Annotated in this window: 12 protein-coding genes; 8 read left to right on the top strand and 4 right to left on the bottom strand. The window is 75.2% G+C overall.

The window, feature by feature from the left end; all coding sequences use genetic code 11:
* From CAE01nite_RS09130 to argJ, 8 genes are read left to right on the top strand one after another with little or no spacing between them, the layout of a single operon-like run.
* Window positions 1-960: an ABC transporter permease gene (locus tag CAE01nite_RS09130; RefSeq protein WP_246131109.1), complete on the top strand. Its 960-nt coding sequence runs from the start codon at window positions 1-3 to the stop codon at window positions 958-960.
* Between the two features lie 2 nt (window positions 961-962).
* Window positions 963-1,964, top strand: a complete 1,002-nt coding sequence (locus tag CAE01nite_RS09125) for an ABC transporter permease (protein ID WP_146903090.1) — start codon at window positions 963-965, stop codon at window positions 1,962-1,964.
* A complete protein-coding gene (speB, locus tag CAE01nite_RS09120; protein ID WP_146903087.1) occupies window positions 1,961-2,971 on the top strand; it encodes an agmatinase in 1,011 nt (336 codons plus the stop codon). The genes CAE01nite_RS09125 and speB overlap by 4 nt, the downstream gene beginning before the upstream one ends.
* A complete protein-coding gene (locus CAE01nite_RS09115; protein WP_146903084.1) occupies window positions 2,968-4,602 on the top strand; it encodes an ABC transporter substrate-binding protein in 1,635 nt (544 codons plus the stop codon). Before speB ends, CAE01nite_RS09115 begins: the two co-directional genes overlap by 4 nt.
* The gene (locus CAE01nite_RS09110) at window positions 4,599-5,633 is read left to right on the top strand and encodes an ABC transporter permease (protein ID WP_246131108.1); all 1,035 of its coding nucleotides are present in this window, start codon (window positions 4,599-4,601) and stop codon (window positions 5,631-5,633) included. The genes CAE01nite_RS09115 and CAE01nite_RS09110 overlap by 4 nt, the downstream gene beginning before the upstream one ends.
* Window positions 5,623-6,600 (top strand): ABC transporter permease, encoded by a 978-nt coding sequence (locus CAE01nite_RS09105; protein ID WP_146903081.1) that lies wholly within the window; start codon window positions 5,623-5,625, stop codon window positions 6,598-6,600. The genes CAE01nite_RS09110 and CAE01nite_RS09105 overlap by 11 nt, the downstream gene beginning before the upstream one ends.
* A complete protein-coding gene (locus CAE01nite_RS09100) occupies window positions 6,593-8,218 on the top strand; it encodes an ABC transporter ATP-binding protein (protein WP_246131107.1) in 1,626 nt (541 codons plus the stop codon). The genes CAE01nite_RS09105 and CAE01nite_RS09100 overlap by 8 nt, the downstream gene beginning before the upstream one ends.
* Window positions 8,219-8,226: 8 nt before the next feature.
* Entirely contained in the window at window positions 8,227-9,372 is a 1,146-nt protein-coding gene (gene argJ / locus CAE01nite_RS09095) for a bifunctional glutamate N-acetyltransferase/amino-acid acetyltransferase ArgJ (RefSeq protein WP_146903076.1), read from the top strand.
* Window positions 9,373-9,411: 39 nt separating this feature from the next.
* Here the strand turns inward: argJ and cydC are convergent, their stop codons facing one another.
* From cydC to CAE01nite_RS09075, 4 genes are read right to left on the bottom strand one after another with little or no spacing between them, the layout of a single operon-like run.
* A complete protein-coding gene (gene cydC, locus CAE01nite_RS09090; RefSeq protein WP_146903073.1) occupies window positions 9,412-11,139 on the bottom strand; it encodes a thiol reductant ABC exporter subunit CydC in 1,728 nt (575 codons plus the stop codon).
* The gene (gene cydD, locus CAE01nite_RS09085; RefSeq protein WP_146903070.1) at window positions 11,136-12,806 is read right to left on the bottom strand and encodes a thiol reductant ABC exporter subunit CydD; all 1,671 of its coding nucleotides are present in this window, start codon (window positions 12,804-12,806) and stop codon (window positions 11,136-11,138) included. The genes cydC and cydD overlap by 4 nt, the downstream gene beginning before the upstream one ends.
* Window positions 12,806-13,840, bottom strand: a complete 1,035-nt coding sequence (gene cydB, locus CAE01nite_RS09080; RefSeq protein WP_146903068.1) for a cytochrome d ubiquinol oxidase subunit II — start codon at window positions 13,838-13,840, stop codon at window positions 12,806-12,808. Before cydB ends, cydD begins: the two co-directional genes overlap by 1 nt.
* A 3-nt stretch (window positions 13,841-13,843) precedes the next feature.
* On the bottom strand, window positions 13,844-15,268 hold the full coding sequence (locus tag CAE01nite_RS09075) for a cytochrome ubiquinol oxidase subunit I (protein ID WP_146903065.1): 1,425 nt from the start codon (window positions 15,266-15,268) through the stop codon (window positions 13,844-13,846).
* Window positions 15,269-15,326 lie beyond the last annotated feature (58 nt).

Raw genomic sequence — 15,326 nt, 5'->3', positions numbered from 1 at the left:
ATGTCATCCGTCGCCGGAGAACAGCTCGCCGGGGTGCCGGTCGCGCCCGGAGCCGACCCCACCCCGACCACGTCCGTGCCCGGGGTGCCCGGCGCATCCGGGGTCCCCCTCGCGCGCCGCCGCGGCTTCCCGGCCGGCGTGCCGGGCGCCCGCCTGCTGACCGGGCGCTTGCCCAGCCTCGTGATGATCGCCGTCCTGGTCCTGCTCACCGCGCTGGCGCTGCTCGCGCCGGTGCTCGTGCCCTACGACCCCGTGCAGCCCGTCGGCGTGCCGTACGCGCCGGTCGGGGACCCGCAGCACCTGCTCGGGACCGACATGATCGGCCGCGACCTGCTGTCCCGCACGCTGCTGGGCATGCGCACCAGCTGGCTGCTCGCCCTGGTGGTCGTCGCCGTCGGGCTGGTCGTGGGCGGGGTGGTCGGGGTCGCCGCCGGGGCCTTCGGCGGTGTCGTCGACTCGGTCCTCATGCGGGTGACCGACATGTTCCTCGCGCTGCCGTCCATGCTCGTCGCCGTGGCCGTCGCCGCGGCCCTCGGGCCGGGCCTGACGAACACGTTCCTCGCGATCTCGGTGGTGTGGTGGCCGTACTACGCCCGCATCGTCCGCGGCGAGGTGCGCAGCCTCGCCGTCCGGCCGCACGTGGAGGCGGCCCGCATGGCCGGCGCCGGACAGCTGCGGGTGATGACCCGGCACCTCGTGCCCGGCGTCGTGCCGACCGCGGTGATCACCGCGAGCCTGGACATCGGCGCGGTCGTGCTGACGCTCGCCAGCCTGTCCTTCCTCGGCCTGGGCCAGCCGGCCCCGGCCCCCGAGCTCGGCGCGGACACCTCCCGCGGGATGTCCGAGCTCCTCGCCCACTGGTGGATCCCCGTGGTGCCCGGCCTGGCGGTCATGCTGCTGAGCCTGGTCGCCAACCTCGGGGGAGACGCCGTCCGCAACCTCATGGCCCGGAGGGGATGACCATGGCCCGACTCCGCTTCATCGCCGGCCGCCTCGCGGCGCTCGCCGTCCTGCTCCTGGTGCTGTCGCTGGTGCTCTTCGTGCTCCAGGAGGTGTCCGACGCCGACCCGGTCGCCTCGACCCTCGGGGCGAACGCCTCGCAGGAGGCCCGGGAGGCCGCCCGCGAGCGGATGGGGCTCAACGACCCCGCACCGGAGCGCTACCTGGACTACGTCGGCGGCCTGGTCACGGGGGACCTCGGCACGTCGTTCCGCACCCGGCACCCGGTCGCCGACGACATCGGCACCTACCTGCCGGCGACGCTCGAGCTCGTCCTGGGGGCCCTCTTGGTCGCCCTGGTCCTGGCGGTCGCGTTCGCCGTGTCCAGCGTGCTGCGGTGGAGGGGCGCGGGCCTCGTGCGCGGTCTGCTCTTCCTCGGCTCGACGACGCCCACGTTCCTGCTCGGGATCCTCGGGCTGATGCTGTTCTACCGGGACCTGGGCTGGCTGCCCGCGAGCGGGCGGCTGAGCGACCGCGGCGCCGTCGACGGGCCCACCGGGCTGGTGGTGCTCGACGCGCTGCTGGCCGGCCAGCCCGCCGTCGCCGTCGACGCGCTGCAGCACCTGCTGCTGCCGGCGCTCGCGCTGGCCGTCGGGCCGGCCCTGTCCATCGGGCGGGTGCTGCGCTCGGGCCTGGTCACCACGCTCGACGCCGACTTCGTCCGGACCGCCCGCGCCAAGGGGCTCACCGAGCGGCGCGTGCTCGCCCGCCACGTGATGCGCAACTCGGTGAACGGGGCGCTGTCCATGACCGGGCTGCAGCTGGGCTTCATGTTCGCGGGGGCGCTGGTCATCGAGAGCGTGTTCAGCTGGCCGGGGCTGGGGTCCTACCTCGGGGCGAGCATCCCGGTCTCGGACTTCCCGGCGATCGCCGGGGTGACCTTCGTGCTCGGCGCGATCTACATCGCGTCCAACACCGTCGCCGACGTGCTGCAGGGCGCCGCGGACCCGCGGATCGCGCTGTGACGGCGGAGCCGACCGGGACCTGGGCCGGTCCGGCGACCGGGCCGCCGACCGGCCCGCCGACGGGCACCGCCCTGCCGGACGGGACTCGCGTGCCGCGGTTCGCCGGCCCCGCCACGTTCACCCGCGTCCCGACGATCGACGCCGTGCAGACCTACGACCTCGCCGTCCTCGGCCTGCCGTTCGACGGCGGGACGTCGTACCGCCCGGGAGCGCGGTTCGGGCCGATGGCGGTGCGGCAGGCGTCGCGTCACCTGCGACCGGGCTTCCACGTCGAGCTCGACCGGGTGCCCTACGCTCACGCGTCCGTGGTGGACGCCGGTGACGTGCCCTGCACGCCGTTCGGCATCGAGGAGGCGATCGCGCAGATGGAGGGGCTCGCCCGCGACGTGGTCGGCACGGACGGGTCCCGCCGGCTGGTCGGGATCGGTGGCGACCACACGGTCGCGCTGCCGATGCTCCGGGCGGCGCACGCCGCGCACGGACCGGTGGCCCTGGTGCACTTCGACGCCCACCTGGACACCTGGGACGCCTACTTCGGCAGCCGGGTCACCCACGGCACGGTCTTCCGCCGGGCGTTCGAGGAGGGGCTGCTCGCCCCGGACCGCTCCGTGCACCTGGGCATCCGCGGGCCGCTGTACGACCGCGGTGACCTCGCCGCGGACACCGCGGCGGGCTTCCGCGCGGTCCGCACGCACGAGATCGACCTCGTCGGCCCGGTCGCGGCGCTCGAGCTGGTCCGCGAGCGGGTCGGCGACGCGCCGGTGTACGTGTCGGTCGACATCGACGTGCTCGACCCGGCGTTCGCACCCGGCACCGGCACGCCGGAGATGGGCGGGCTGACCTCCCGCGAGCTGCTGCGGCTGCTGCGCGGCCTGGGCGACCTGCACCTCGTCGGCGGCGACGTCGTCGAGGTGGCGCCCGCGTACGACCACGCCGAGATCACCGCGCTCGCGGGCGCCACGGTGGCGTTCGAGCTGCTGGCCCTCATGGCCGGGGCGGGCCGATGACCCCGTCGCCGGCCCCCGGGCGGGTCCGTCCCGCGGGTGCGGCGCGGGCCGTCGTGACCGGTGCCGTCGTCGCGCTCGTCGTCACCGGGTGCGCCGGTGCCTCGCCCGACGACCCGGGTACGGGCGGCGCGGCCGGCACCCTCGCCCTCGCGGAGACCGGGGAGTACGACACCCTGCACCCGCTGGAGCACCCGCTCGGGATCACCTCCAAGCTCTACGACGGCCTCGTCGCCGTCGGGCCGGACGGCGTCCTGGAGCCCGGCCTCGCGACCGCGATGCCCGTGCCGGACGCGGACCTGACCTCCTGGACGGTCACCCTGCGGGACGGCGTCACCTTCAGCGACGGCTCGACCTTCGACGCGGCCGACGTCGTCGCGGCCTACGAGGCCGTGCGTGACCCGGCGGTGGGGTCGTGGATGGCGGCGGACTACAGCATGATCCGGAGCGTCACGGCGGTCGACGCCGCGACGGTCCGGTTCGACCTCGCCTACCCCTACGCCGGCCTGCCCGCGCGCCTGACCCTCGGCATCCCCGCGCAGGAGGCGCTCGGCGGCAGCGTGCTCGACTCCCCGCTGGCCACCGAGCCGGACGGGACCGGGCCGTACGTCCTGGCGGAGTGGCGTCGGGGCGAGTCCATGACGCTCACGGCGCGGGACGACTGGTGGGGCGGGACCCCCGAGGTCCGCACCATCCACCTCGCGTTCGTCCCCGACGAGAACACCCGCGCCCAGCGCGTGCGGGCGGGGGAGTTCGACGGCGCCCAGCTGTCCCCGCTCGTGGCGGCCGGGCTCGACGGCGTCGACGGCCTGGAGCTCGTGACCAACCCGTCCGGCGACTTCCGCGCCATCTCCCTGCCGGTCACCCTGCCGTTCTTCGCCGACCCGGCCGTGCGGGTCGCCCTCAACCTGGCCACGAATCGCGGGGCGATGATCGACGGCCTCCTGGCCGGGCACGGCGTCGCCGTCTCGGGACCGTTCACCCCCGCGCAGGGTGCGAGCCACGACCCGTCCGCCGTCTTCGCGTACGACCCCGGGGCGGCCGCCGCGATGCTGGACGACGCCGGCTGGACGGTCGGGGACGACGGGGTCCGGGAGAAGGACGGCGTGCGGTTCGCGTTCACCGTCATGTACTTCGCCGAGGACACGCTGCGCCGCGACCTGGCGCAGGCCTTCGCGTCGGACCTGTCCGGGCTCGGCATCGAGGTCGCCCTCGAGGGCGTGGACCGGCCGTACGCGGTGACCGCGATGGACCGCAAGGCGTTCGTGCTCGGTGGCGGCGACATGCCCTACGACCCCGACACGCAGGTGTACCGCCAGCTGCACTCGGACTTCGCGGTCTTCGACGAGGCCGACGCCTACTCCAACCCGTCGGGCTACGCCGACCCGGAGGTGGACCGGCTGCTCGACGGGGCCCGCCGCGAGGCGGACCCCGCCACCCGGGTCGCGCTGTACCGGGAGCTGCAGGGCAGGCTCGTGGAGAACCCGCCCATGGTCACCGTCTTCGCGCTCGAGCACACCTACGTCGCGCGCGGACTGACGGCCTGGGACGGTGTCGAGCACGTGACCGAGCCGCACGAGCACGGCGTCGCCTGGGGCCCGTGGTTCGACGTCCAGCGGTGGACGCGGCGGTGAGCGCCCTCCTGGACGTCCGGACGGGAGCCGGTCCCGGGCGGCGCGCGCCGTCCACCCGCCGGGCCGCGGTCCTGCGGCTCTGCGCACGCCGCCTGGCGTGGGCCGTGCCCCTCGTCGCCGCGATCAGCCTCGCCGTGTTCGCCCTCGCCGCCGCCTCGCCGACCGACGCCGCGTCGGCGTTCCTCGGTGCGCGCGACGAGTTCGTCGGCGCGTCGTCCCGCGCGGACGTCGAGGGCCTCGTCGGCGGCACCCATTGGCTGCAGGCCTGGGGCCAGTGGGTGACCGGCCTGGCGACCGGTGACCTCGGCGTGTCCACGACCGGCCGGGTGCCGGTCGCCGACGTCGTGACCGGCCGCCTGCCGTGGACCCTGCTGCTCATGGTCGTCGGCCTGGTGCTCGGGGTGGTCGTGAGCGTCCCGCTCGCCCTGCTCGCCGCGCTGCGGGGGGACGGCGTCGTGGCCCGGACGCTGACCGCCGGCCTGTGGGCGCTGTCGGCCGTGCCCGCCTTCCTGTCGGCCATGGTCCTGATGGCCCTGCTCGCCCTGACCCTCGGCTGGCTGCCGGCCGGCGGGCTCACCGACCCCGGGGCCCCGGTCACCGTTACCCAGGTGACCCGCCACCTCGTCCTGCCGGCGGTCGCCGTCGCCCTGGCCCAGGTGCCCTGGCTGACGCTGCACCTGCACCGCGCGCTGTCCGCGCAGCTGCGCACGACCTCGGCGGACGCCGCCCGGCTCCGGGGCGTCCCGGAGTGGCGGGTGCTGCTGCGGCACGTCCTGCCGACCGCCGCCGTCCCGACGCTCGCGATCGCCGGTGCGCGCCTGCCCGAGGTGGTGGCCGGGTCGGTGCTGGTGGAGGAGATCTTCTCCTGGCCGGGCCTGGGCCGGGCGCTGGTCGAGGCGGCGCTCGGGCAGGACTTCGCCCTGCTGGCTATCGCGGCCGTGCTGCTCACGCTCGTGGCGGTCGTCGGCGGGCTGCTCGCCGACGTCTGCCTGGTGGCGATCGACCCGAGGACGGACCCCGATGCGCTCTGAGACCACCACCCGGACGACGGACCGGACCCCGGCCCCGACCCCGGCACCCCGGCGCCCGACCCGCGCCTCGCGCCGCCGGCTGCGGGCCGGGCAGGCGGGCCGGCAGGCGGGCCGGCCGGCGGGCCGGTGGGCGGCCGTCGCCGGGACGCTGCTGCTGGTCGGGTACGCGGTCCTGGTCCCGCTCCTCGTCCCGGTGGACCTGGACCACGTCGACTACGGCATCGGCGCCACCGCGCCGTCGTGGTCGCACCCGTTCGGGACGGACCTGGCCGGGCGGGACCTGTTCGTGCGGTCCGCCGTCGGGCTGCGGATCTCGCTCCTCGCCGCGCTCGCGGGCGCGCTCGGCGCCGTCGTCGTCGGGACGCTCACAGGGGCGGCCTGCGCGCTGCTCGGCGGCCGCGCCGACCGCTGGGGCATGCGCGTGGTCGACGGCGTCAACGCCGTCCCGCACCTGCTCCTCGGCATCGTCGTCGCGTCGGTGCTGCGCGGTTCGTTCGTCACGATCGTGCTGGTCGTGGCGGTCACCCACTGGACCCAGACGGCGCGACTGGTGCGGGCCGAGCTGCTGGCCCTCGGCGCCCAGGACTTCTACCGCGCCGCGATCGCCCTCGGCTTCACCCGCCGGCAGCTGCTGCGCCACCACGCCGCACCACGCCTAGCCGGGCAGCTGGCCGTCGCGTTCGGCCTGCTGGTCCCGCACGCCGTGTGGCACGAGTCCACCCTGACGTTCCTCGGGCTGGGGCTGCCCCCGCACCGTCCGTCGCTCGGCGTGCTGCTCGACCTCGGCCAGCAGGCGCTGCTGTCCGGCGCGTGGTGGACCCTCGCCGCCCCGGCCGGCCTGCTCGTCGCGATCACCGTCTGCCTGGCCGGCTGCCTCGTCGGCGCAGGTGCCGGCGGGGGTACCGGAGGAGACGGCGGCCACCATGGCGGTGGACGTGCGGGTCGGACGGGGGAGCACCGTGCCTGAGTCGCTGCACGCCCACGAGTCCGCGTCGATCGAGGTGCGCGGCCTGACCGTCGCGCACGGGGGCACGACCGTCCTGCAGGACGTCGACCTGGACCTGGTCCCCGGCGAGGTCCACGTCCTGCTCGGGCGGTCCGGAGCCGGCAAGTCGACGGTCGTGGCGGCGCTGACCGGCATGCTGCCGCGCGGCTCCCGGGTCGCCGGGTGGGCCACCCTGCGGACGGGGGACCGCACGGTGGAGCTCCTGACCGCCGCGCCGCGCGTCCAGCGACGGTCGCTCCGTGGCCGCCTGGTCGGGACCGCCCCGCAGGGTGCGGGCGGCGTGTTCACCCCGACGTCGACGATCGCGGCGCAGCTGCGCGAGGCCCAGCGGGTCGGGGGACGCAGCCGGTCCCGGTTCGGGGCGGCGCACCCCCACCGCCCGTCCGGCGCCGCCGAGCAGCTCGCCGAGCTGGCCCACGCCGCGGGCGTCGACCCCACCTGGCTGGCGCGCCACCCGCACCAGCTGTCCGGCGGGCAGCTGGCGCGCCTGGGCCTGGTGGCGGCGATGGTCAACCACCCGCCGGTGCTGCTGGTCGACGAGCCCACCGCCGGGCTGGACGCCGAGGCGGCGCGGACGGTCGGCCTGCTGCTGGCCGCCTACGCGCGGGCCGGCCACACCGTGCTGGTCATCACGCACGACGTCGGGCTCGCGCGGCAGGTCGCGCACACCGTCACCCGGGTCGCCGCGGGGAGGGTCGTGGCCCAGGGGGCACCGCGCGACGTCCTGCCGGACGCCGCTCCCGTGCGCCGCGCGCGCCGGCCCGTCGACCCCGCCGCCCCCGGGCTGGCTGCCCACGGCGTCGTCGTCACCCGCGGCGCGCAGCCGGTGCTGGCGGCGACCGACCTCGCGGTCCGGTCCGGCGAGGTCGTCGGGCTGACCGGACCCTCCGGGGTCGGCAAGTCCACCGTCGCCGCCGTGCTGGCCCTGCTCGAGGCCCCACCCGCGGGGCACGTGGCGCTCGCGGGGGAGCGGGTCCGGGGCGCCGGGCTGGCGCTGCCCCCGGCGCAGCGTCGCCGGGTGGCGTGGGTGTCCCAGCACCCGCACACCGCGGTCGACCCGCGCCTGACCCTGCGCCGCGCGATCGAGCTGCCCGCGCGCCTCGCCGGTACGGAGGTCGACGCCACGGACCTCGCCGCGCAGGTGGGGCTCGACCCGTCACTGCTGGACCGCCGACCGCACGAGGTGTCCGGTGGCGAGCTCCAGCGGGCGGTCCTGGCACGGTCGTGGGCCCTCGCGCCGGAGTACCTCGTGCTCGACGAGGTGACGTCGATGCTCGACCCGGCGACCGCCGACGACGTCCTGCGCCTGGTCGCCCGCGCCGCCGCCGCGGGCACCGGCGTGCTGCTCGTCGGCCACGACGTCGAGTCCCTGGAGGCGGTGTGCGACCGCGTCCTGGAGCTGCACCCCGCCGACGGCGGGTCCGTGCTGCGACCACGGGACGCCTCGGACGCGGGGGCCGCCCACCCGGTGCCCGCCGGCCCGCACCCTGCCGGCCCGCACCCCGCCGGCCCGCACGCTGCCGACCCGCACCCTGCCGGCCCGCACCCTGCCGGACCCCACCCCGCACCGACGCGCTGAGGAGAGACATGACCACCACCGTCGCCGGGTTCGTCGGCGTCACCGGCAGTGCCGGGGTCAAGGCCGGGGTCGCCGACCTGAGCCTCGTGCACGCCACCGGGGCGGCGACGTCCGCCGCCGTCTTCACCCGGTCGCGCTTCGCCGGCCCGAGCGTGCGCGTCAGCCGTGAGGCCGACACGTCGGGGCTGCGCGCCGTCGTCGTGGTGTCCGGGAACGCCAACGTCGCCACCGGCGAGCAGGGCCTGGCCGACGCCCGCGAGCTGCAGGCGTGGGCCGCCGGGCGCGCGGGGTGCTCACCGCAGCAGGTGCTGGTCGCCTCCACCGGCGTCATCGGGGTGCGGTACCCGCTGGAGACGATGCGCGAGCGGCTCGCGGAGGTGCCGGCCGTCGGCCCCGTGGACCTGGGGTCCGTCGCCCGGGCGATCATGACGACCGACACGCGGCCCAAGGTGGCGTCCCGGCGGGTGGGCGCGGCGACCGTCGTCGGGATCGCGAAGGGCGTGGGCATGATCGAGCCCGACATGGCGACCATGCTCTCGTTCGTCTACACCGACGCCGAGGTGGGGGCCACGGAGCTCGACGCGATGTTCCGCCGGGTCGTGGACCGGACGTACAACGCGGTCAGCGTGGACACCGACACCTCGACGTCGGACACCGCGGCGGTCCTCGCCTCGGGCGCCGCCGGACCCGTCGACCCCGCCGCGCTGGAGGCCGCGCTCCTCGAGGTCGGCACCGAGCTGGTGCGGATGATCGCGTCCGACGGCGAGGGAGCGTCCACGCTCATCGAGGTGCGGGTGACCGGAGCGCGCGACGACGCGCAGGCCAAGCTCGTGGGCAAGTCGGTCGTCAGCTCGCCGCTGGTCAAGACCGCGGTGCACGGCGCCGACCCGAACTGGGGCCGCGTCGCCATGGCCGTCGGCAAGTGCGAGAGCGAGACCGACATCCACCAGGAGGACGTCCGGATCGCGTTCGGCGGCCTGGAGACCTACCCCACCCTGCCCACGCCGGAGCGCCGGGCGGAGCTCGAGGCGTACCTGGCGAACGACACGGTGGTGATCGAGGTGGACCTCGGCATCGCCGACGGTGCCTTCACCGTCTACGGGTGCGACCTCACCGAGGGCTACATCCGCATCAACGCGGACTACACGACCTGACGACCCGGTGCGGCGTCGGGTACGACGTCACGCGCGACCTCAGGTGCCGTGCGCGTCCGGCACGTGCACCTCGGGTGCGCGGGCGCCGGCTGCAGGCGCCGGGTCGACGTCGACGAGCGGTCGGACGACGTCCACGCGTCGCCAGGTGGCGTCGAGGAGCTCGGTGTCGTGGCTCACCACCAGGACGCTGCGGGGGTCGGCGGCCAGGACGCGCATGACGTGAGCGGCCAGCGGCCGGTCCAGGTGCGCGGTGGGCTCGTCCACGAGCAGCACCGGGGCGTCGCTCAGGAGTGCGCGCGCCAGGCCGAGCCGCGCCCGCTCCCCGGCCGACAGCCGGTCGCCGGACTCGCCGATCCAGCCGTCCGGACCCACGGCGCCCAGGACGTCGCCGAGGCCGAGGTGGACCAGCACCGTGGTCAGGTCGTGATCGGTGACGTCGTCGCCGGCCAGCCGGAGGTTGCCGGCCAGCGTCCCCCCGAGGACCTGCGGCGACTGCGGCGCCCAGGCGAATTGGCGCCGGACGTCGTCGAGCGCCAGCCGGCGCACGTCCACGCCGCCGAGCGTGACCCGGCCGGCGTCCGGGTCCCGGCTGCGCATCGCCAGGGACAGCACGGTGCTCTTCCCGGCGCCGCTGACGCCGCACAGCGCCACCTTGTCGCCCGGCGCCACGGTCAGGTCCAGGTCCAGCAGGGCGGGGCGCCGGGCACCGGGATAGGTGAACGTGACGTGCTCGAGACGCAGCTCCGTGCCGGGCGGGAGGTCCTGCGGGTCGTGCGGGTCGGTGACCGCCGGCCGGAGGTCCTGCAGCGCCTGGACGCGGTGCGCGGCGGCGCGCACGGCCTCGGCGGTGGTCCAGGCGGCGCCCAGCCCGGCGACCGCCTCGAACGACCCCAGGACGGCGAGCGCCGCCGCCGCCAGCAGCGCCGGGTGGGTGCGCCCGTCGGCCACGTCCGAGCCGACGAGCCAGAGCGCCGCCACCACGCCGACGCCCGGGACCAGCTCGCGCAGCAGGACGGCGGTCCTCGTGGTGCGGGCCTGGGCGTGCTCCGCCTCGCCCTGGGCGGCGATGTGCCCGCGCAGGGTCGCGGTGGCCGTGCGCCCGCCGTCGCCCGAGAGGTGGTCGGCCATGCCCCGCACGAGGTCCAGCAGGTCGGACCCGAAGGCCTCCTCCGCGCGAGCGGCGGCCGTGACGGTGTGCCGGCTGCGGTGACGGGTCCACAGGGGCACGGCGACACCGAGCACGGTGAGCAGGACCGCGTGGACGGCCGCGAGCCCGGGGGACACCAGGGCCACCGCGGCCACGGCCAGGCCGCCGGCCAGCAGCGCCACGACCGCCGGTGCGAGCAGGCGCACGACGGCGCCCTGCAGCTCGTCCACGTCGGCCCGGATGCGCCCCAGCAGCTCGCCGCTGCGCGCGCCGGACAGGGCGGCCGGCGCGAGCGGGACGAGGGCCCTGAGCAGGCGGTCCCGCACCGAGCCCACGAGTCGCAGCGTCACGTCGTGCGAGACGAGACGCTCGGCGTACCGCAGCGCCGCGCGGGAGATCCCGAACAGGCGGACGCTGGTGATGAGCGGCAGGAGCACGAACAGGTCCTCGGGGTGCTGGGACGCCCGGGTGATGAGCGCCCCGGACACCGCCAGCAGCGCCGTCCCGCTGAGCACGGTGCCGGCCCCCAGGGCGACGCCGAGGGCCGCGCGCCGGCGGTCCACGAGCCGCAGGATGGCCCGGGTCGGGCCCGTCCGTCCGTCGCGTGCCCCGGACGTCACGGCGTCACCACCACGGACGCGGCCGGCTCCTCCACGACCCGGCCGTCGACGAGCCGGACCTGCCGGGACGGGTCGCCGTGCTCCGGTCGGTGGGTGATGGTCAGCAGCGTGCGTCCGACGGCGAGCCGGTCCACGGCGGCGCGCACGGCCCGCTCGGTCTGCGCGTCCAGCTGCGACGTCGGCTCGTCCAGGACGACCAGTGCCGCGTCCTTGACGAACGCCCGGGCGAGCGCGACGCGCAGCCGCTCGCCGCCGGACAGCAGCGCGCCGTCCTCCCCGAGCGGGGTGTCCCAGCCCCGCGGCAGCTCGGACACGAACGCCGTCGCACCGGCACGCCGCAGGGCCTCGGCGACGTCCGCGTCGCTCGCGTCCGGGCGTCCCAGCCGGACGTTCTCCGCCACGGTGCCCGGGGAGAGCCAGGGCCGCTCGGGCACGTAGGCGACCCGCGCCCGCCAGGCGTCCGGCTCCAGCAGGGACAGCGGGACGCCGTCGACGAGGACCTCCCCGGCGTCCGGCGCGGCGAGGCCGAGGACCACCCGGGCGACACTCGTCTTGCCGGCCCCGCTCGGGCCGACCAGAGTGGTCCGCGAGCCGGGTGCCAGGCGCAGGTCGACACCGGCGAGCACGCTGCGTCCGCCGTACCGCAGCACGACGCCGCGCAGGTCGACGTCGGGGACGGCCGTCGCGGGGACGGCCGTCCCGGCGACCCGGGCGGTGGTGTCCAGCAGCCCGAGCACGCGCTCGGCCGCGGGCACCCCCTCCAGCCGCGCGTGGTGCTCGGCGCCGAGCGTGCGCAGGGGCGCGAAGAATTCGGGGGTGAGCAGCAGGACCAGCAGGGCGCGCGAGAAGTCCAGGTGCCCCTCGAACAGGCGGACCCCGACCGTCACCGCCACGAGCGCCGTCGCCAGCGTGGCGCCGAACTCCAGCACGAAGCCCGACAGGAACGCCGTCCGCAGCACGCGCATGGTCGTTACCCGGTACGCCTCGCTGACCTGCCCCAGCCAGCCGACGGCGCCGGGCGCCCGCCGGTAGGCGACGAGGGTCGGCAGGACGCGCACCGTGTCGACCAGGAGGGCGCCCAGCCGGCCGAGCGTCTCCCAGCGCGCGTCCGCCGCCTCGGCGGTGCGCGTCCCGATCAGCCACATCAGCACCACGATCAGCGGGCCGGTGAGCACGACGACGACGCCGCTGAGGGGGTCGAGCACGAGCAGCACCACGGCCAGCAGCGGGCTGACCACGGCGGCCGACGCCGCGGCCGGCACCCAGCGGGCCACGAGCGGGTCCAGCATCCCGACGCCGTGCGTCGCCGTGGTGACGAGCTCGCCCGCCCGCGACCGCGCCGAGACGTCGGGGCCGAGCCGCAGCAGACCGTCCACGAGGTCCCGGCGCAGCCGCGCCCGCAGGGCCGAGGACGCCCGGGCACCCCGCACGTCCCGCAGGGCCGCGAGGTGCCCGCGCGCCCACCACGCCGCGAGGGCTCCCACGACGGGCACGACGACGTCCCGGGGCTCGGCCCCGTCGGACACCACGGCGACCACCACGGCGGCCACGCACGCCCACTGCACCACCAGCAGCGCGGCGACCGCGGCGGCGAGGAGGGCGCACCCGCGCATCAGGCCCCGGACGGCGGGGTCCCGGAGCAGTCGCCCGGTGGCGGCGCCGGCCATCAGTAGCCGTGCGTCAGGGCACCCTCGTCGGGGCGCACCCGCTCCCGGAAGACGTAGTAGTTCCACACCTGGTAGCCGATGATCAGCGGCAGGAAGATGCCGCCGACCCACGTCATGAGCACCAGGGTGTAGTGCTGGCTGGCCGACCCCTGGAGCGTCAGGCTGAGGGCCGGGTCGAGCGTGGACGGCAGCACGACGTCGCGGGTGAACAGGGCGATGAAGACCGTGACGGTCGAGAAGACGATGGTCAGGCCGCTCATGACGAAGGCGAGCGCGTCCCGCCGGCGGGAGAGCGCGAACCAGATCGAGGTCAGCGTGAGGAAGGCGGCCGCGGGGAACACCCACGGCAGGATCCCGAAGCTCTCGAAGAGCCCCTCGGTGACGTAGCCCATGATGACGAAGGCGAGGATGGCCACCGTCGCCAGGGCGCCCCACCGGAGTGCGGCGCGACGCGCGCGGTCGTACAGCGGGGTGTCGACGTGCAGGCGCAGCAGCAGGAAGTTCGCGCCGTGCAGGGTGAACGCCAGCAGCGAGGCGATGCCACCGACCACGGAGAACGGCGTGAAGAGCTCACCGATGCCGCCCTCGACCCGGGCGTCGGCGTTGAGCGGCAGACCCTCGATCAGCTTGGCCATGACCAGACCCCACAGGAACGACGGGATGGCGCTGCCGCCGAACGACATCCAGTCCCACAGGTCGCGCCAGCGCTGCTGGTCGACCTGGTTGCGGTACTCGAACGCGACCCCGCGCAGGAGCAGGCACAGCAGGATGACGACGAACACCGGGTACATGCCGCTGAACACCGCGCCGTACCAGACCGGGAACGTGGAGAACATCAGACCGGCGGCGGCGATCACCCACACCTCGTTGCCGTCCCAGAACGGCCCGATGGTGCCGGTCAGCGCACGCTCCTCGGCCTCGTTGCGCGCCAGGAGGGGACGCAGGATGTCGACGCCGAAGTCGAAGCCCTCGAGGAAGAAGTAGAGGGTGAACGTCAGCGCGATGAGCCAGAACCACAGCACGACCAGGTCCATCGCTCATGCCTTCCGGTCGTAGTCCTGGAAGCCCTCGCCGGCGTAGTTCGGCGCGGGGGCGGCGAGGATCTGCTTGTCGGGCTTGTGGTCGATGCCGGCCCGGGCCGTGACCGTCAGGAGGAAGACGTCCAGGCTGATCAGGGCGAGGTAGACGACCCACAGCCCGATCAGCCCGGCCAGGACCTCCCCGACGGTGTTGGCGCTGACCCCCTCCTGCACCGTGAGCAGGCCGTAGACCATGAACGGCTGGCGTCCCATCTCCGTGACGATCCAGCCCGCGAAGTTCGCGATCCACGGCAGGGGGATGAGCAGCACCAGGGCGCGCAGGTACCAGCGGGTGCGGTCCAGCCGCTCACGCCGCCGCCACCACAGGAACAGGCCCGCGAACGACGCGAGCAGCAGCAGGGACCCGATCGCCACCATGAGCCGGAACGACCAGTAGATCGGCGTCACCGGCGGGACGTAGTCGCCCTCGCCGTAGAGCTCCTGGTACTCCTCGTTGAGCGGGACGAGCCCTTCGTAGCGGCCCTCCAGGCTGTTGTAGGCCAGGATCGATCCCACGTACGGGATCTCGACCGAGAAGGGGTTCCGCTGCCCGTCCTCGTCGATGACCGCGACCAGGGACCACGGCGCGGGGGAGTCCGAGGTCTCCCACTGCGCCTCCATGGCGGCGAACTTCATCGGCTGGTCCACCCGCGCCACCTGCGCCTCGCGGTGGCCGCTGGTGGCGGAGAAGACGGTCCCCACCGCGGCCACGACGAGCGCGATGCGCAGCGACCGGGAGAAGACGTCGACCCCGCGACCCCGCAGCAGGTGGTAGGCCGAGATCCCCAGGACGAAGAAGCCGGCGATCGTCCAGGCGCTGCCCTGGACGTGCGCGAAGTACAGCAGCGCCTTGTAGTTGAAGACCACGGCGGAGAAGTCCGTCAGGACGGCGCGCCCGTCGACCACCTCGTACCCGACCGGGTGGTGCATCCAGGCGTTGGCCAGCACGATCCAGAAGGCGCTGATCTGGGTGCCGATCGCGACGAGCCAGATGCTGCCCAGCCGCATCCACGGCCGCAGCCGGTCCTTGCCGAACCACCACAGCGCGATGAACGTGCTCTCCAGGAAGAACGCCATGAGCACCTCGAGCGCCAGTGGCACGCCGAAGATGTTGCCGACGAAGCGCGAGTACTCGCTCCAGTTCATCCCGAACTGGAACTCCTGGACGATGCCGGTGACGACCCCCACCGCGAAGTTGATGAGGAACAGGTGGCCGAAGAAGTTGGTCATCCGGTCGTAGACGTCCCCCCGGTCCTTCTTGAAGAAGGCGAAGGTCTCCATGATCGCGATGACGAACGACAGGCCGACGGTCAGCGAGACGAAGAAGAAGTGGAAGATGCTGGTCGAGGCGAACTGGAACCGCGAGAGGTCGACGACGTCCATCGCAAGAGCCCGTCTGTCAGGACCGCGCGGCCGGCGAGGTCAGGACCGGTGTCGGGGT

This window comes from Cellulomonas aerilata, assembly GCF_007991755.1.
Taxonomy (GTDB): domain Bacteria; phylum Actinomycetota; class Actinomycetes; order Actinomycetales; family Cellulomonadaceae; genus Pengzhenrongella; species Pengzhenrongella aerilata.
The sequence above is the reverse complement of the archived record's forward strand: the minus strand, read 5'-3'. Positions and strand labels throughout refer to the sequence as shown.